General features: G+C 67.7%; 17 protein-coding genes. 13 read left to right on the forward strand and 4 right to left on the reverse strand.

The genetic code is table 11. The features are described from left to right. Positions 1–301 precede the first annotated feature (301 nt). Positions 302–844, reverse strand: a complete 543-nt coding sequence (locus G7B69_RS00825) for a hypothetical protein (RefSeq protein WP_166175087.1) — start codon at positions 842–844, stop codon at positions 302–304. A 64-nt stretch (positions 845–908) separates the two neighbouring features. Between G7B69_RS00825 and G7B69_RS00830 the strand changes: the two genes are divergently transcribed. Genes G7B69_RS00830 through leuB form a run of 6 tightly spaced genes read left to right on the forward strand, consistent with a single transcriptional unit; the run spans position 909 to position 4,736 of the window. Further along, on the forward strand, positions 909–1,649 hold the full coding sequence (locus tag G7B69_RS00830) for a TlyA family RNA methyltransferase (protein ID WP_166175089.1): 741 nt from the start codon (positions 909–911) through the stop codon (positions 1,647–1,649). Positions 1,650–1,672: 23 nt separating this feature from the next. Beyond that, positions 1,673–2,227: a TspO/MBR family protein gene (locus tag G7B69_RS00835; protein WP_166175091.1), complete on the forward strand. Its 555-nt coding sequence runs from the start codon at positions 1,673–1,675 to the stop codon at positions 2,225–2,227. A gap of 36 nt (positions 2,228–2,263) precedes the next feature. Beyond that, positions 2,264–2,512 carry an accessory factor UbiK family protein gene (locus G7B69_RS00840; RefSeq protein ID WP_166175093.1) on the forward strand — a complete coding sequence of 83 codons (249 nt, stop codon included), beginning with the start codon at positions 2,264–2,266 and terminating at the stop codon, positions 2,510–2,512. A gap of 56 nt (positions 2,513–2,568) precedes the next feature. Further along, complete coding sequence (locus tag G7B69_RS00845; protein WP_166175095.1) at positions 2,569–3,081, forward strand: DUF1993 domain-containing protein; 513 nt, start codon at positions 2,569–2,571, stop codon at positions 3,079–3,081. Positions 3,082–3,084: 3 nt separating this feature from the next. Next, positions 3,085–3,681: a DNA repair protein RecO gene (gene recO / locus G7B69_RS00850; protein WP_166175097.1), complete on the forward strand. Its 597-nt coding sequence runs from the start codon at positions 3,085–3,087 to the stop codon at positions 3,679–3,681. Further along, positions 3,678–4,736, forward strand: a complete 1,059-nt coding sequence (leuB, locus tag G7B69_RS00855) for a 3-isopropylmalate dehydrogenase (protein ID WP_166175099.1) — start codon at positions 3,678–3,680, stop codon at positions 4,734–4,736. Before recO ends, leuB begins: the two co-directional genes overlap by 4 nt. On the opposite strand, the gene G7B69_RS00860 is transcribed toward leuB, so the two are convergent. Beyond that, a complete protein-coding gene (locus G7B69_RS00860) occupies positions 4,733–6,043 on the reverse strand; it encodes a DUF418 domain-containing protein (protein WP_166175101.1) in 1,311 nt (436 codons plus the stop codon). The genes leuB and G7B69_RS00860 overlap by 4 nt on opposite strands. A 115-nt stretch (positions 6,044–6,158) precedes the next feature. Here G7B69_RS00860 and G7B69_RS00865 point away from each other — a divergent pair, with 115 nt between their 5' ends. The 4 genes from G7B69_RS00865 to G7B69_RS00880 all read left to right on the forward strand — a co-directional run bounded on the left by G7B69_RS00865 (position 6,159) and on the right by G7B69_RS00880 (position 10,334). Continuing rightward, positions 6,159–7,298, forward strand: a complete 1,140-nt coding sequence (locus tag G7B69_RS00865; protein ID WP_207785925.1) for a glycosyltransferase — start codon at positions 6,159–6,161, stop codon at positions 7,296–7,298. A gap of 73 nt (positions 7,299–7,371) precedes the next feature. Continuing rightward, complete coding sequence (locus G7B69_RS00870) at positions 7,372–9,474, forward strand: prolyl oligopeptidase family serine peptidase (RefSeq protein WP_166175105.1); 2,103 nt, start codon at positions 7,372–7,374, stop codon at positions 9,472–9,474. 109 nt (positions 9,475–9,583) lie between these two features. After that, on the forward strand, positions 9,584–10,075 hold the full coding sequence (locus G7B69_RS00875; RefSeq protein ID WP_166175107.1) for a hypothetical protein: 492 nt from the start codon (positions 9,584–9,586) through the stop codon (positions 10,073–10,075). A 67-nt stretch (positions 10,076–10,142) separates the two neighbouring features. Next, entirely contained in the window at positions 10,143–10,334 is a 192-nt protein-coding gene (locus tag G7B69_RS00880) for a PLD nuclease N-terminal domain-containing protein (RefSeq protein ID WP_166175109.1), read from the forward strand. Between the two features lie 3 nt (positions 10,335–10,337). On the opposite strand, the gene G7B69_RS00885 is transcribed toward G7B69_RS00880, so the two are convergent. Continuing rightward, a complete protein-coding gene (locus tag G7B69_RS00885) occupies positions 10,338–11,612 on the reverse strand; it encodes a glycosyltransferase family 39 protein (RefSeq protein WP_166175111.1) in 1,275 nt (424 codons plus the stop codon). Positions 11,613–11,696: 84 nt separating this feature from the next. Between G7B69_RS00885 and G7B69_RS00890 the strand changes: the two genes are divergently transcribed. From G7B69_RS00890 to apaG, 3 genes are all read left to right on the forward strand, one after another. Further along, entirely contained in the window at positions 11,697–12,902 is a 1,206-nt protein-coding gene (locus G7B69_RS00890; RefSeq protein ID WP_166175113.1) for a trans-sulfuration enzyme family protein, read from the forward strand. Between the two features lie 106 nt (positions 12,903–13,008). Next, the gene (locus G7B69_RS00895) at positions 13,009–14,361 is read left to right on the forward strand and encodes a PAS domain S-box protein (RefSeq protein ID WP_166175115.1); all 1,353 of its coding nucleotides are present in this window, start codon (positions 13,009–13,011) and stop codon (positions 14,359–14,361) included. 70 nt (positions 14,362–14,431) lie between these two features. After that, complete coding sequence (gene apaG, locus G7B69_RS00900) at positions 14,432–14,842, forward strand: Co2+/Mg2+ efflux protein ApaG (protein ID WP_166175117.1); 411 nt, start codon at positions 14,432–14,434, stop codon at positions 14,840–14,842. Between the two features lie 3 nt (positions 14,843–14,845). On the opposite strand, the gene G7B69_RS00905 is transcribed toward apaG, so the two are convergent. Next, positions 14,846–15,853 carry an AraC family transcriptional regulator gene (locus G7B69_RS00905; RefSeq protein WP_166175119.1) on the reverse strand — a complete coding sequence of 336 codons (1,008 nt, stop codon included), beginning with the start codon at positions 15,851–15,853 and terminating at the stop codon, positions 14,846–14,848. Between the last annotated feature and the right edge of the window lie 92 nt (positions 15,854–15,945).

Here is a 15,945-nt window from a genome sequence, read left to right on the forward strand (position 1 = left end):
ACGAAGCCTTTATCGGCGAAAGATCAGATTACCGATAATGCTCCGCAAGGGTCGTTTCCGACCTCCCTGCTGAACCATGAGACATCGGATCACCTCCTTTCGCGCTTAGAGCCGGACCGCCCGTTTCACCGGTGGCCAAGACCCGCGTGGACCGCTGGCCTTGTTGGTAAATGTGAGTCGTTCGGCGCAACAAAGCAAGTCTTGCATTTATGTTTTTCACTGTCAGAATTTGCAGCTTCGGGCCCGCGTGGGGGAGCGCGGGCCTTTTCCGTTCCGGCAGGGGCAAAAGCGAAGCTGTCGCCTAGCGGCAGTCCTCGATCACGCGGGTCACTTCGGGCCAGCTCGGCAGGTACAAAGTCGGCTCGCCGCCGACCTCCACGGCAAAGCGCCCTTTCGAAAATGCCATCGCGTCGAGGAAGGGGTCGGCCGCCGGCAGGCTCGCCGCGACCAGGTGTTCGACGCTGCCTTGCGCCGGATTTGCCGAAAAGGTTCGCGTCGCCGATTCGGTGCGGATCGTCATCGGCTGCGAGGCCATCGACGCGCTGGTACGGCCGATCGAGACGGTACGGCTTGCCTGGTCGCACCGCAGGGCAAACATCGGTTGCCGCTCCGCCGGGCCGAACGCGGCGATCGAGGCGCCGGTTTGCGGGATGTAGAACCAGTCGCCCGGCGTCTGCGGCGCGTCCACCCAGTTCGAGTAGGTCGGAGCGGGCGCCGGCGTGGGCGTGGGTGACGGAGTCGGCGCCGGTGCGGGGGCGGGCGGCGGCGGGGTCGGCGGCGTTACGCATCCCGCAAGCGCCATCAGCGCGGCGAGGGGCAGGGTGGCGAGGGAGCGCTTGGTCATGCCTTCCTCTGTGGCCGAGCGGCGGGATTGGCTCAAGCGTTGCGGAACGGCTAAGCGCGCATACATGGCGAAGCAACGCATCGACCAGCTCCTGGTGGCCCGCGGCCTCGCCGAAAGCCGCGCCCGCGCGCAGGCGCTGGTGATGGCCGGCCTGGTCTTCGTCGGCACGAGAAAGGTCGACAAGTCCGGCCAGCAAGTGGCTGAAGATGCTGAGATCGAGGTCAAGGGCCGCGATCATCCGTGGGTCAGCCGGGGCGGCATCAAGCTGGCCCACGCGCTCGACCATTTCGCTCTCGACCCCGCGGGCGCGGTGGCGATGGACATCGGCAGCTCGACCGGCGGCTTCACCGACGTGCTGCTCCAGCGCGGCGCCGAACACGTCTTCGCGGTCGATTCCGGCACCAACCAGCTCGCCTGGAGCCTGCGGCAGGACCCGCGCGTGACGGTGCTCGAACAGACCAGCGCCCGCGTGCTCACGCCCGGGCAGATCGACAGGCCGTGCGACTGGGTGGTCTGCGACGCCTCGTTCATCTCGCTCGCCAAGGTCCTCGAGCGCCCGCTCGAGCTCGCCGCGCCCGATTGCCGCCTGGTCGCGCTGATCAAGCCGCAGTTCGAGGTCGGGCGGGAGGAAGTCGGCAAGGGCGGAGTGGTGCGCGATCCGGCGCTGCACGCCCGGGTCTGCGACGAAGTGCGGCAATGGCTCGAAGGCGCCGGCTGGACCGTCGACGGCATTGTCGAGAGCCCCATCACCGGCCCCGAGGGCAATGTCGAATTCCTCGTTTCGGCCCGCCGGGGTGCTGTATAGCGGCGCGAATCACAGGAGTGCCGATGAACCGTCTCGCTTCGCCCGCCCAGCTTCGCGCCAGCTTCTTCCGCTGGGCGCTGTTCGTTGTGCCGCTTGTCCTGTGCCTCGGCTTTCTGTCGGGCATGGTGGCCGGGAGCACGGCGAGCAACCCATGGTTCGCCAACCTTGCCAAGCCGGTGACCTACCCGCCTCCGGCGACCTTCGGCATTGTCTGGTCGGCACTTTACGCGATGATGGGTGTGGCCCTGGCGCTGGTCTGCGCCGCCTGGGGCGCGCGCTACCGTGGCGCGGCGATCGCGCTGTTCGTGCTCCAGCTGCTGATCAATCTCGCGTGGAGCCCGGTGTTCTTCGCGCTCCACGAGATCAAGATCGCGCTGGCGGTGATCCTCGCGCTCGACGTGGTGGTGCTGGTCACCGTGGCGCTGTTCTGGCGCGTGCGCCGGCTCGCCGGGTGGCTGATGGTGCCTTACGTGCTGTGGATCCTGTTCGCGACGGTGCTCAACTGGCAGTTCCTCGAGCTCAACCCGCAAGCCGACGGGGCGAATGCCTCGTACGCGGTGCAACGCATCGAATTGTAGCTTGCGGGCCGCCCGGCAAGGTCCCACATCACCGCCATGCAAAGCGAAAACCCCCTCATCGCCGACCTGGTCAAGGTCGCCAACAGCGCCGCCGGCACTCTCGCCGGCATGACCCGCGAGGCCCGCGAAGGCGCGCGCGAGCGGATGAAGGAAGCCCTCGGCGGGCTCGATTTCGTCAGCCGCGAGGAATTCGACGCGGTCAAGGACATGGCCGCCAAGGCGCGCGAACAGGCCGAGGCGCTTGCCGCCCGCGTGGCCGCGCTCGAAGCCAGGCTGGAAAAGTAGCTCGCCCGCCGGGCGAAAGCGGTCCAAGACCCTCCCGCAATTCGGAGAAGGTCTTCATGAGTTTCACTATCTACGAATCGTCCGTGCCGGTTTTCGTCAAGATGTTGCGCAACATGGGCAACTGGCTCGACAAGGCGGCGGCGGAGAAGCCCGAAGCGGAGCTCGTCGCGGCCAAGCTGGCAGAAGACATGCGCCCGCTCACCGCGCAGTACCAGTTCGCCTCGGATTCGGCGAAGAACGCGGTCGCGCGGCTGATCGGCATCGAGGCGCCCTCGATGCCTGACACCGAGACCAGCTTTGCCGAGCTGAAGCAGCGCTGCGACAAGACCATCGCCTTTATCGAGAGTGTCGACCCCGTGGCATTCGCCGGCGCCGAAGATCGCGCGGTCGAGATCAAGTTCCCCAACGGCATGGGCTATCGCTGGAAGGGCGCCGATTACCTGCGCGATTTCGCCCTGCCCAACTTCTATTTCCATGCCACCACCGCTTACGCGATCATGCGCGCCCAAGGCGTTTCGCTCGGCAAGCCGGACTACCTCCAGCATCTGGGGCAGCCTGAGCAATTCTAGCGCATGAACGTCCGCGCCCCAGCGATTCTCTGCGCGGCTCGTCCGCATGGCGAAACGGCGGTCATCGCGCAGTTGCTCACCGCCGATCACGGCCTGCTTGCGGGGTATGTCGCCGGGGGCAGGGGGCGCCAGCTTCGCCCGGTGGTGATCCCCGGCAACCTGGTCGAGGTCGACTTGCGCTCGCGGTCCGACAGCCAGCTGCCGTTCGCCCGGCTCGAACTGGTCGAGAGCCGCGGGCCATGGCTCAATGAACCGCTGCCGGCGGCCGCGATCCAGTGGGCGACGACGCTCACCGCCACGGTGCTGCCCGAGCGCCACGCCTATCCGACGATCTACCAGGCGCTGACCGGGCTGCTCGAGGCCATTTGCTGCGCGCCGTCCGCGCGCGGCTGGGGACGGGCGCTGGTCGGCTACGAGGCGCTGTTGCTGCGTGAGCTCGGTTATGGCGGCGAGCGATCGGCGGGCGAGGACCTTCCCGGCGTGCTCGCCGAAATGGATCGCCTCGCCGGCCCGCTCGACCACTACCTGCTTGCCGACCGCCGCGGCGATGTTATGGCCGCGCGCGCTCGCTTACGGGACCTGTTGGGACGAATGGCATGAAGATCGCGGTACTGGCGGGCGACGGCATCGGCCCGGAGATCATGGCCGAGGCGCGCAAGGTGCTCGACGCGCTCGAATTGCCGGGCGTCGAGTTCGCCGAAGCCGACGTCGGCGGCGCCGCTTATCGCCGCCACGCCCACCCGCTCCCGCCCGAGACGCTCGAAGTGGCCAAGGCCGCCGACGCGGTGCTGTTCGGCGCGGTCGGCGATCCGGCGTGCGACGGCCTCGAGCGCCACTTGCGGCCCGAACAGGCTATCCTCGGCTTGCGCCAGGCGCTCGGGCTGTTCGCCAACCTGCGCCCGGCGACGATGTTTCCCGGGCTCGAGGACCTCTCCGCCCTGCGCCCCGAGATCGCCCGCCGGATCGACCTGCTGATCGTCCGCGAATTGAACGGCGACGTCTATTTCGGCGAGAAAGCCATCCGCACGCTCGACGACGGCCGCCGCCAGGGCTTCGACTTCATGTCCTACGCCGAGGACGAGGTCCGCCGCATCGCCCATGTCGGCTTCAAGGCCGCGCGGGGCCGCAAGGGCCGCCTGTGCAGCGTCGACAAGGCCAACGTGCTCGAAACCAGCCAGTTGTGGCGCGACGTGGTGATCGAGGTCGCCGCCGAGTACCCCGACGTGGCGCTGAGCCACATGTACGTCGACAACGCGGCGATGCAGCTGGTGCGCGATCCGGGCCAGTTCGACGTCGTCGTCACCGGCAACCTGTTCGGCGACATCCTCTCCGACCAGGCGAGCATGTGCGTCGGCTCGATCGGCCTGCTCGCCAGCGCCTCGCTCGGCGAGCAGCAGACCGGGTTCGGCACCAAGGGGCTTTACGAGCCGATCCACGGCAGCGCGCCCGACATCGCCGGGCAGGGCAAGGCCAACCCGATGGCGATGATCCTCTCGGGGGCGATGATGCTGCGCCACTCGTTCGCCCGCGAGGCGGAGGCGGCGCGGATCGAGGCGGCGGTGGCGAAGGCGCTCGCGGACGGCGTCAAGGGCGCCGACCTCGGCGGCCACGCCGGAACGAGCGAGATCGGCGACGCGGTAGTGGCGCGGCTCTAGGCCGTGGCCGCTCGCCTGAGCGGGAACAACCGCCAGTAGGTCAGGCAGCGCCACAACCACTCGAGCGGACCGTAGCGGAAGCGCGCCAGCCACCACGGCGAGCACACCAGCATCAGCGCCCAGCCGAAGAGCACGAACAGCTCCATGCCCGGGCGCATGAAATGACCGTAGAGGCCCAGGCCCCAGCCTTGGAAGATCGCCGCCATCACCGCCGAAGCGCCGATGTAATTGGTGAACGCCATTCTCCCCGCCGCCGACAGCCGCTTGCCGAGGCCCGTCGCCGCCCACACCGGGGTCATCGCCACCAGCACGGCAGCATAGCCGAGGACCATCGGCAGCCGGATCACGTGGCTCGGACCGTAGAACACGAACATGTTGAGCGCGCGCGGGAAGTCCGCCGCCCAGACCCACGCCGCGAGCGGCGCGGCCATCAGCAGCGAGGCGGCGATGCCCAGCGAGCCCCAGCGAATCATCTTGCGCCGGTCCCACCCGCCCGAGAAGAACCCCATGCGGAACAGCGCCGCGCCGACCAGCATGCAGGCGAGCGAATCGAAGATCATGGTGACGGCGCCGAAGAGCGGGTCGAGGCCGTAGTGACGCACGCGATAGGCGACGATCTGCGGCAGACTGCCCTCGGCCAGCACTTTGCCCTCCGCCCGCGCGTCGGCGACGAACTGGTCCTGCTCCTCGACGTATTTGACGCGCTCGGGATTGCTCGCCGGCTCGGCCAGGATGCGGTGCTCGTCGCGCGCCCAGCCGCCGAGGTCCTGCGAGGCGAAGTAACTGTCGGCGCAATAGAGCAGCATGCCGGCGATCAGCAGCGGCTTGACCGGCAGGCGCACCAGCAGCACCGCGATCATACCGAGCAGCGCGTAGTGAAACAGGATGTCGCCTTCGAACAGCACGTAATAGTGGAACAGGCCGAACAGGGCGAGCCAGAACAACCGGCGGTACTGCAGCCAGTAAGGCTTCGCGCCCCTGGCCTTGGCGCGGTCCATGAACAGCACCAGCCCGGCGCCGAACAGCATCGCGAACAGCCCGCGCAGCTTGCCGTCGACGAACAGGAAGTTGACGACCCACAGCACCTTGTCGGCAAACGAGGGCTCGCCGATCAGCTTCAGCCAGCGATGCGCGCCAGGCAGCTGCGCGTAGTTGAGGATGTTGGTCGCGAGGATGCCGAGCACGGCCACCCCGCGGATGAAGTCGAGCGTCGAGATGCGCGCCTCGGGCTGGTCGGGGGTGCCGGCAGCAAGCGCGAGATCCGCGTCGAGCGGCGCCGCGATTCCTGTTGAAACAGCTGTCGCCATGCGTCGTATCCCCCTCGACCGGCGCGACCCGCCGTGACTATGCCCGAGCGCGGCGCGAACGAAAGCTTTTCTTGATATTTGCCATCGATCCGGCGAGGCGGTGCGAATGACCCGCATGGAGATCGTCGAGGCCGCCGAAGCGGCCGGCCAGGCCGTCTTTGGCCAGCTCGAGCTGGCGATCGTCCTGCCGACGCTCAACGAGAAGGGCAACGTGGCGCCGATGGTCGCCCGGCTCGAAGAGGCGCTCGGGCCGAGCGGCTGGGAAGCGGTGTTCGTCGACGACAACTCGCGAGACGGCACCGCCGATGCGATCCGCGAGATCGGCAAGACCGACCCGCGCGTCCGCGTGATCCAGCGGATCGGCCGCCGCGGCCTGGCCAGCGCGGCGATCGAGGGGATGTGCGCCACGGCGGCGCCCTATGTCGCGGTGATGGACGCCGACCACCAGCACGATCCCGCCTTGCTGCGCGAGATGCTCGCGGCGGTGAAGTCGGGCGAATACGACCTCGCCTACGCCAGCCGCTTTGCCGAAGGGGGGACCGCCGAGGGCCTCTCGAGCAAGGGCCGCGAGAAAGGCTCGCGCCTGGCCAACGCGCTGGCTCGCAAGCTTGTCGGCAGCGAGCTGAGCGACGCGATGAGCGGGTTCTTCCTGCTGCGAACGGCGCAATTGCGTGAGCAGGCCGACCGGCTCTCGGGCATCGGCTTCAAGATCATGCTCGACATCCTCGCCACCGCCGAACCGCCGCTAAGAGTGAAGGAATTTCCCCTGAAGTTCGCCCAACGCGCCTCCGGCGAAAGCAAGCTCGACCACGGCGTGGTGCTCGACTTCCTCGCCGGGCTCTACGAACGCTGGTTCGGCCGGATCATCCCCACGCGTTTCGCGCTGTTCGGCACCGTCGGCGCGCTCGGCGTGGTGGTGCACATGGCCGTGCTGACCCCGCTCTACAAGCTGGCGCACGTGCCGTTTACGCTCGCCCAGGCGATCGCCGCGGTGCTGGCGATGACCTTCAACTTCTGGCTCAACAACCTGCTCACTTACCGCGACCAGAAGCTCGCGGGCCTGCAGGCGCTGTTCTTCGGCTGGGCCAAGTTCTGCGCCGCCTGCGCGGTCGGCGCCTTCGCCAACGTGGCGGTCGCGGCGATGCTCAACGACAACGGCGTCCACTGGTACGCCGCCGCGGTCATCGGCGTCACCGTGGCCTCGGTGTGGAATTATGCGCTGTCGAGCAAGTTCGTCTGGGGCCGCTTCAAGTAGCGGTCGAAACGATTGCGCCGCGGAACGCGGGCGGTAAGAATGTGACATCCCGGATGTCGAAAGTTGCCCGCCTATGCGCCTGCTCAAACGCCTCGTTCCGCTTGCGGCCGTCCTGTCGAGCGCTGCATGGGGCCAGGCGGTGAGCGACGATCCCTACATCTGGCTCGAGGAAAAGGATTCGCCGCGGGCGATGGCGTGGGTCGAAGCGCACAACGCCAAGGCCGTCGCCACCCTCGAAGCCGACCGTCGCTACCAGCCGTTCTACGACGAGGCGCTCAAGATCGCCACGGCCGAGGACCGCATCCCGATGCCGGCCTTCCGCAACGGCGGGATCTTCAACTTCTGGCAGGACGGAGAGCATTTGCGCGGCCTCTGGCGGCGCACCACGCTGGCCGACTACCGCAGCAAGGAGCCCAAGTGGCGCACGGTGCTCGACGTCGACGCGCTCGGCAAGGCCGAGGGCAAGAGCTGGGTGTGGAAGGGCGCCAACTGCCTCATGCCCGAGGAACGCCTGTGCATGATCTCGCTGTCCGACGGCGGCGAGGACGCCACCCAGGCGCGCGAGTTCGACCTGGCGAAGAACGCCTTCGTCAAGGACGGGTTCTTCCTGCCGCGCAGCCAGCTCTCGTTCGACTGGGAAGACGCCGATCACCTGCTCGTCTCGACCGACTGGAGCGGGCAGGACCTGACCGAATCCGGATACCCGTACATCGTCAAGCGGGTTAGCCGCGGCCAGCCGCTCGCCGCCGCGCATGAGCTGTTCCGCGGCTACAAGAGCGACGTTGGCGTGTTCCCCAGCGTGCTGCGCGACGGCAACGGCAACACGCTGTCGCTGCTGGTGCGCGCGAAGGACTTTTTCCACAGCGAGACGTTCGTGCTCACCGGCAACACGGCCGACAAGCTGGCGATTCCCGAAAAGGCTTCGGTGTCCGCGCTCGTCGCGGGCCGGGCGATCGTCTCGCTCGACGAAAACTGGAGCGTCGCCGGCACGACCTTCAAGGCCGGCTCGGTGGTCGCGCTCAACCTCGCGGAGCTGAAGAAGGATCCCGGCAAGCTCGTCCCGACGCTCGTCTGGGCGCCGGGGCCGCGCGACGCGCTCGATGGCATCTCGACCACGAAAGACCGCCTGCTGCTGTCGACACTGCACAACGTCAGCGGGCGCGTGCTCTCGTTTGCGCCGCTCGCCGACGGCAACTGGGGCGCGACGCAGATCGCCTTGCCCGACAACCTCGCGCTCGGCGTGGCCGCGGCGGACGACAAGTCGAACGCGATGTTCCTCACCGCGCAAGGTTTCCTGACCCCGAGCACGCTCTACATCGCCGACGCCGCGGCCCCCGCCGCGCCCGAAGCGCTCAAGCACCTGCCGGCCAAGTTCGATGCCTCGAACGACGTCGTCGAGCAGTTCGAGGCGACCTCGAGCGACGGCACGAAAATCCCCTACTTCGTGGTCCATCGCACGGACATGAAGCTCGACGGCTCGACGCCGACGTTGATGACCGCCTACGGCGGCTTCCAGTCGAGCGAGACGCCCTACTATTCGGGCGCCATCGGCAAGCTGTGGCTCGAGCGCGGCGGCGCTTACGTGCTCGCCAACATCCGCGGCGGCGGCGAGTTCGGCCCCGCCTGGCACGAGGCCGGACTCGGCGCCAAGCGGCAGATCATCTACGACGACTTCGCCGCGGTGGCGAAGGACCTGGAAGCGCGCAAGATCACCTCTCCGCGGCGGCTCGGCATCTACGGCGGCTCCAACGGCGGGCTGCTGATGGGCGTGGCGATGGTCCAGTATCCCGAGCTGTTCAACGCCATTACCATCCAGGTGCCGCTGCTCGACATGATCCGCATCTCGAAGATCGCCCGCGGCGCCTCGTGGCAAGGCGAATACGGCGACGTGAACGCCGATCCGGCGATCCGCGCCTTCTGGGAGAAGACCTCGCCGTACCAGAACCTCAAGCGCGGCGGGAAATATCCCGAGCCCTACATCTTCACCACCACCAAGGACGACCGGACCGGCCCGCAGCACGCCCGCAAGTTCGCCGCGCGGATGGAGGAGTACGGGCTGCCGTTCCTCTATTACGAGAACACCGAAGGGGGCCACGGCTCGGGCGCGGATGCCAAGCAGTCGGCGGTGATGACCGCGCAGATGATGGTCTATTTCAGCCGCAAGCTGATGGACTGAGGCAGCCGATCGGTCGTTGGTCGAACTGCGGCGTCAGCCGGTCGGACTATTGTGGATTCCGCGGCCGCGCTAATCATGGCGCCCGGCAGTCAATTTCGGGAGGAATCCGATGCTCTTTCATTTGTCGATCGACGCGCGCGATCCGCAGCACGTCGCTGGCGTTATCGCCGAGCTGTTCGGGAGCGGGCAGGCGGTGCCGTTTCCGCCGGTCGCCAAGGGGAGCTGGGTGGCGCTCGCTCTCGACGAGCGCAACACCACCGTCGAGGTCTATCCGCGCGGCACCGTGCTGCGGGAAGTGCCCGGCGACGCCGACGGAGTGGGCCTGCACGATCCCGCCCGCGGCGCTGATTTCGGCGTGGCGACGCACTTCGCGATGGCGACGCCGCTGACTCAGGAGGAGGTGCTGGCAATCGCCCGGCGCGAGGGCTGGCCGGCCAAGTACCGCAAGCGCGGGGGCGCGTTCGGAGTGATCGAGCTGTGGCTCGAGGGCGACCGGATGGTCGAGGTGCTCACCGCCGAGATGCAGGCCGAATACCTCGCCGCGCTGTCGCCGGAAAACGTCAAACGGTTGATGGCGTCCGTCCGACCGCAAGCGAGCTGACCTTGCGCAAACGCGCGATGTGTATTATTTCGATAATACAGTAATCGTTCTCGCGAGGGAGAAGGCCATGTTCAAGATGCTGTTCGGCTTGATCGTCATCGGGCTCGACATATGGGCGGTCCTCAATGTCTGGCGGAATACCCGCTCGGACGGCGTCAAGATCGGCTGGGCGCTCGGGATCTTCATCTTCCCGATCGTGGGCTTCCTGGTCTGGCTGGTCGCCGGTCCCAAGGACCAGAAGCGCCTGCCCAGGCTCTAGAGCCTAGCGCCAGCTGTCGAGCCACATCCAGTGGGCGAACGACTGCGGGCTGGCGAGTCGCGCCGCTGACAGGATCGGGTAGAAGCCCGCGAACAGCGCGAGGCTCGCCGCTAGAACGGCCAGCGCGATCTTCCGCCATCCGCTGCGCCACAGGGAATCGAGCGCGAGCGCGAGCATTCCCATCAGGAAGGTCCCCGGCAGCAGGTAATGGTAATAGAACTGCACCGGCTTGCCGGCGAGGATCCACGCGCCGAGCGAGACGAGATAGAGGATCACCAGCGCCGCCGCGTCTCGCCGGCCTTCGCCGAACCCGTAAACCCCCGCCCAGACCAGCGCGAGGAGGCCGAGCAGCATCGTCAGCGGATTGCCGACCAGCAGGATGCCGCGCTGCGCGCCGTCGACGTTCTCATAGAGGAACCAGATCGCCCGCCAGTCGACGATCCACTGGTACCACACGCTCTGGTAGGGATGCGGCTTGACCACCGAATCCTGCAGGTGGATCATCTCGCGGTGCAGCGCGACCAGCCCGGTCGGCGCGAGCGGATCGTGGGCGTAGAACATGGCCGGGACGAAGGTCAGCGCATAGATCGCCAGCGGCACCAGGCCCAGCCACAGCGCCGCTTCCCAGATCGTGATTCCCGCCACCGGCGCCCCGCGGCCGCTGGTGAAGCCGCGCCAGCCGCTCTCGCGCAGGCGGACGGCGGCGAACGCGATGCCCGGCAGCACCGCCAGCGGCACCGCGCTCCATTTGGCCGCCATCGCCAGGCCGAGCGCCATCCCCGCGATCGCCAGCCGCCGCCGCCCGGTCTCGTTCTCGCGCAGCGCCCCGGCGAAGGCCCACAGGGCGACGAGCACGAGGCTGGCCATGAACACGTCGAGCATGGCGATGCGGCTCATCACGAACCACATGAAATCGCTCGCCAGCAGCAGGCCGCCGGCGATCGAGGCAAAGCGCGAGCAGCTGGCGAACCACAGCGCGCGCATCGCGGCGAACAGGCCGAGCGTGCCGAACAGCAGCGGCATGATCCGCCAGCCCAGCGGGTTGTCGCCCAATAGCCGCAATCCCAGCCCGATCAGCTCCTTGCCGAGCAGCGGATGCTCGACGTTGACCGGGCGTGACAGCGCCATCAGCGTGCGCGCGGCGGGCAGGTAGTGGACTTCGTCGAAGAACGGCTTGGAGGGGATCGTCAGGCGGATCGCCGCGAGCACGAGGAAGGCCAGCGCGATGGCCAGGTTCCAGGCGAGCGGATCGCGCGGGTGATCGGGCGCCTGGCTCATCGGTAACGATCGTTATCGCGCGGCGGGAGAGGGAGCAAGGTCGCGCTTGCCCCTCGTTCCCTGCCGACCTATCGAGCCATGGCGATGAAGAAGACCACCGGAACCGACCGCTCGATCACCTCCAAATGGCGCCCCGCCACGCGCGCCGTGCGCGCCGGGACCTGGCGCAGCGAGCAGGGCGAGACCAGCGAGGCGCTGTTCCTGACCTCGGGCTATGCCTACGATTCCGCCGAGACCGCCGCGGCGCGGTTCCGCGGCGAAGACCCGGGCATGACTTACTCGCGGTTGCAGAACCCGACCGTGGCGATGCTCGAGGAACGGATCGCGTCGATGGAAGGCGCGGAAGCGTGCCGCGTGCAGTCGAGCGGCATGGCGGCGATGACCGTCGCCCTGCTGTGCCAGCTGAGCCAGGGCGACCACGTCGTCGCCGGGCGCGCGGCCTTCGGCTCGTGCCGCTGGCTGGTCGACCAGCTCATGCCGCGCTTCGGCATCGAATCCACCACCATCGACGCGCGCGACAACCAGGCGTGGGTCGACGCGATCCGGCCGAACACCAAGGTGTTCTTCTTCGAGACCCCGGCCAATCCGACGATGGACGTGGTCGACATGACATTCGTCTGCGGCCTCGCCCGCGAGCGCGGCATCACCAGCGTGGTCGACAACGCCTTCGCCACCCCGGCGCTGCAGCGGCCGATGGAATTCGGCGCCGACGTCGTCGCCTATTCGGCTACCAAGCTGATGGACGGGCAGGGCAGGGTGCTCGCCGGCGCGGTTTGCGGCACGAGCGACTTCATCAACAACAAGCTGCTGGCGATGCAGCGGCACACCGGGCCGAACCTGTCGCCGTTCAACGCCTGGGTCGTGCTCAAGGGGCTCGAGACGCTCGACCTGCGCGCCCACCGCCAGAGCGAGAACGCGCTCAGGGTCGGCCGCTTCCTCGAAGGCCGGGTGCCGAAGATCAACTTCCCGGCGCTGCCGAGTCACCCGCAGCACGACCTGGCGATGAAACAGATGGACGCGGCGGGGCCGATCTTCTCGTTCGAGGTCGAAGGGCGCGAGCAGGCCTTCGCCGTGCTCAACGCGCTCGAGCTGATCGATATTTCCAACAACATCGGCGATGCCCGCTCGCTGATGTGCCACAACGCCTCCACCACCCACTATTCGGTGAGCGCGGAGGCGCGCGCCGAGATGGGCGTCTCCGAGGGCATGCTGCGCCTGAACGTCGGCCTCGAAGACCCGCAGGACGTGATCGACGACCTCGACCAGGCCCTGACCAGGGCCGGGCTTTGACCGAGTCCGGCGCGCGGGGAACCGCCGCACCGTTCGCTGCGTTAACTATCGAATCCACCACGGGGGCGATTCGCGGGGCATCCCTGCGGCTGGGCGAAACATCTGAATGACGGAACTCCGCGATTTCTACGCCGCGCTCGTCGAATCGTGCGACGATGCGATCGTGGCCAAGAACACCGACGGGATCGTGATCGCCTGGAATCCGGCGGCGCAGCGGTTGTTCGGCTGGACTTCCGAAGAAATGGTCGGCGGCTCGATCCGCCGCCTGCTGCCGCCGGACCGGCAGGAAGAAGAGGACCAGATCCTCGCCCGCATCCGCGCCGGCGAGCGGGTGCCGCCGTTCTACACCAAGCGCCTGCACAAGGACGGCCACTTGCTCGACGTGCAGGTCAGCGTCTCCCCGGTGCGCGACGCCAGCGGTACGATCATCGGCGCCAGCAAGCTCGCCCGCGACGTCGGCGAATACTTGCGCGTGCAGGAGGCGGTGCGCGAAAGCGAAGAGCGCTTCCGCACGCTGGCCGAGAACATCAGCCAGTTCGCCTGGATGGCCGAGCCCAACGGCCACATCTTCTGGTTCAACAAGCGCTGGTACGAATTCACCGGCCTTACCGACGAAGAAACGATGGACCAGAGAAGGCGAAAGGTCGTTCACCCGGATTACCGCAAGCGCGTGGTCGCCACTTACCTCGCCGCGATCGCGGCGGGCGAGGACTACGAAGACACCTTCCCGATGCGCGGCAAGGATGGCGAGTACTGCTGGTTTCTCTCGCGCGCCAAACCGATCCGCAACGGGACCGGCGAGATCGTCCGCTGGTTCGGCACCAACACCGACATCACCCAGCAGCGCGAGCAGGCCGAGCAGATCCGTCTGCTGCTGATGGAGGTCAACCACCGCTCGAAGAACATGCTGACCACGATCCAGGCGCTCGCCCGCCGCAGCGCGCCCGGCGAAGAAGGCTTCCTCGCCCGTTTCGAAGACCGCGTGCAGAGCCTGGCAATCAACCAGGACATCCTCGTCGGCCGCGAATGGCGCGAGGTCCCGATCGACGAGCTGGTCCAGTTGCAGCTTGCCTTCATCCACGATGCGCCGGGCGAGTTCGTCGTCGGCGGGCCGCCGATCTCGCTTGCCCCGCGCGCCGCCGAGGTCATCGGCATGGCCATGCACGAGCTGGCGACCAACTCGCTCAAGTACGGTGCGCTTTCGACCGAGGACGGTTCGGTAGACATCGGCTGGTCGCACCGGCCGGACGGAGCGGGACTGATGCTGTGGTGGCGCGAGAGCGGCGGCCCGGCCGTCGTCAGGCCCCAGCACAGCGGCTTCGGCACCACGCTGATCCGCGACGTGCCGCAGCACAATCTCGGGGCCGAGGTCACCCTGCACTTCCATCCCGGCGGTGTCTGCTGGGAGCTCATCTGCGATTCCTCGGCGCTCGCAAAGCCGGTGCCGGTCGACGCCTGAGGATTACTCCGCCCGATCCGCCGCACATCGATTGCGGCCCGCCGGCAAAGGCGTTACGCTTCGGCCCGTCATGCTCGATGCCCTCCGCAGCCTGTTCCAGCACACCGCGATGACAGACGGAGTGGCCGTCCACGTCTCGGTGACTTTCATGCCCGAGCAGTCGCGGATCGAGGCGGGCAAGTGGTTCTGGGTCTATCACATCCGCATCGAGAACGACCGCGACGACACCATCCAGCTGATGACCCGCCACTGGCGCATCACCGACGCGCGCGGAATGGTCAGCCTGGTCGACGGCGAAGGCGTGGTCGGCGAAATGCCGGTGCTCTCGCCGCGCGAGACCCACGATTACGTTTCCGGCTGCCCCCTGGCGACTCCGCACGGTTCGATGGAAGGTCACTACACCTTCCGCGACGGCGAAGGCCGGCTGTTCGAGGTGGCGATTCCGTTCTTCCCGCTCGCCGCGCCCGCCGAAGCGAACTGACCTCTAGGAAGGCGGCGCTTTGCTCGCCGCCGAACGCCAGGCCTGGGGCGAACTGCCGAAAGCGCCGGCGAACCACCGCGTGAAGGCGCTCGGCGAGGCATAGCCGAGCAGGCCGGCCACCGAAGTGACCGGCTGGCTCGAGCCCGTCAGGTAGGCCGCGGCGAGCTCCTTGCGCACCTCGCCCAGCAACTCACCGAAGCGATAGCCTTCGCCATCCAATTGCCGTTGCAGCTTGCGCGGGCTCACGGCCATTTGCGCGGCGACTTGCTCGAGCGTTGCCCGCCCGTCGGGCAGCAGCGCGGCGATGGCGCGGCGCACGCGTTCGCTGACAGGCTTCGGCCCTGCCGCCACCGACACCAGGCCGAGCAGGCGCTGGGCGTGCTGCGCCATCGTCTCGTCGGCCAGCGGATTGGGCCTGCGCAGCATGTCGCGCGAGCAGGAGAAGCCGTTGAAGCTGCTGCCGAACTCGACCGGAGCACCAAAGAACCGCTGCCACGGGAGCCGGTCCCTCGGCGCCTTGCGGGTCAGGTAGACGCGATCGGGCCGCCAGTGTCCGCCCGAGACGCCGACGAGCCCGCGATGCGCCACGCCGATCGTCTGATCGACCACCAGCTCCCGGTGGAGGTTCGGTGGCAGGGCGAACCTGACGAGGCAGACGTCGCCGTCCTCTTCCATCGAAATGTCGACGATGTCGTTGAAATGGCGCTGGTTGGCGATGCAGGCGCGAATGACCTCGCGCAGGTTCGGCAGGTGCTCGAGCAGCATGCTGATGGGCCCGAGATTGGCGAAGTTCCGCCGGCCCGCCGTCAGCAGGGCGAAATCCTCGCGGCCCGTCGCGGCCGCGGACATCTCCAGCAGATCAGCCAGGCGGCCGGCGGGAATGCGGTTTTCGGGATCGCTGAGCGCTTCCTCGGCAATGCCGGCGGCCCGCAGCATCGAGTTCCCGTCGAGCCCCAGCGAAGCCGCGACGTCGAGATAGCCCAGCAGTGAAACCGCGCGAATCAGTTGCATCCCGACTCTCTCCCAGAGCCTGCAATGCGAGCGACCTCCGGGGGCAATTGCACACACTTTGGCGCGAATTGCAAAGCACGTCGGTTTCGGCG

The sequence above is a fragment of the Croceibacterium segetis genome (assembly GCF_011320115.1).
Lineage (GTDB): Bacteria > Pseudomonadota > Alphaproteobacteria > Sphingomonadales > Sphingomonadaceae > Croceibacterium_B > Croceibacterium_B segetis.

Bases quoted from the DNA above. Each gene is read 5' to 3' on its own strand.
- G7B69_RS00895 (WP_166175115.1), top strand. From the start codon at position 13,009: ATGACGGAACTCCGCGATTTCTACGCCGCGCTCGTCGAATCGTGCGAC.
- G7B69_RS00890 (WP_166175113.1), top strand. From the start codon at position 11,697: ATGAAGAAGACCACCGGAACCGACCGCTCGATCACCTCCAAATGGCGC.
- G7B69_RS00880 (WP_166175109.1), top strand. From the start codon at position 10,143: ATGTTCAAGATGCTGTTCGGCTTGATCGTCATCGGGCTCGACATATGG.
- G7B69_RS00845 (WP_166175095.1), top strand. From the start codon at position 2,569: ATGAGTTTCACTATCTACGAATCGTCCGTGCCGGTTTTCGTCAAGATG.
- leuB (WP_166175099.1), top strand. From the start codon at position 3,678: ATGAAGATCGCGGTACTGGCGGGCGACGGCATCGGCCCGGAGATCATG.
- G7B69_RS00905 (WP_166175119.1), bottom strand. From the start codon at position 15,853: ATGCAACTGATTCGCGCGGTTTCACTGCTGGGCTATCTCGACGTCGCG.
- G7B69_RS00875 (WP_166175107.1), top strand. From the start codon at position 9,584: ATGCTCTTTCATTTGTCGATCGACGCGCGCGATCCGCAGCACGTCGCT.
- G7B69_RS00835 (WP_166175091.1), top strand. From the start codon at position 1,673: ATGAACCGTCTCGCTTCGCCCGCCCAGCTTCGCGCCAGCTTCTTCCGC.
- G7B69_RS00840 (WP_166175093.1), top strand. From the start codon at position 2,264: ATGCAAAGCGAAAACCCCCTCATCGCCGACCTGGTCAAGGTCGCCAAC.
- recO (WP_166175097.1), top strand. From the start codon at position 3,085: ATGAACGTCCGCGCCCCAGCGATTCTCTGCGCGGCTCGTCCGCATGGC.
- G7B69_RS00830 (WP_166175089.1), top strand. From the start codon at position 909: ATGGCGAAGCAACGCATCGACCAGCTCCTGGTGGCCCGCGGCCTCGCC.
- G7B69_RS00825 (WP_166175087.1), bottom strand. From the start codon at position 844: ATGACCAAGCGCTCCCTCGCCACCCTGCCCCTCGCCGCGCTGATGGCG.
- G7B69_RS00865 (WP_207785925.1), top strand. From the start codon at position 6,159: ATGGAGATCGTCGAGGCCGCCGAAGCGGCCGGCCAGGCCGTCTTTGGC.
- G7B69_RS00860 (WP_166175101.1), bottom strand. From the start codon at position 6,043: ATGGCGACAGCTGTTTCAACAGGAATCGCGGCGCCGCTCGACGCGGAT.
- apaG (WP_166175117.1), top strand. From the start codon at position 14,432: ATGCTCGATGCCCTCCGCAGCCTGTTCCAGCACACCGCGATGACAGAC.
- G7B69_RS00870 (WP_166175105.1), top strand. From the start codon at position 7,372: ATGCGCCTGCTCAAACGCCTCGTTCCGCTTGCGGCCGTCCTGTCGAGC.
- G7B69_RS00885 (WP_166175111.1), bottom strand. From the start codon at position 11,612: ATGAGCCAGGCGCCCGATCACCCGCGCGATCCGCTCGCCTGGAACCTG.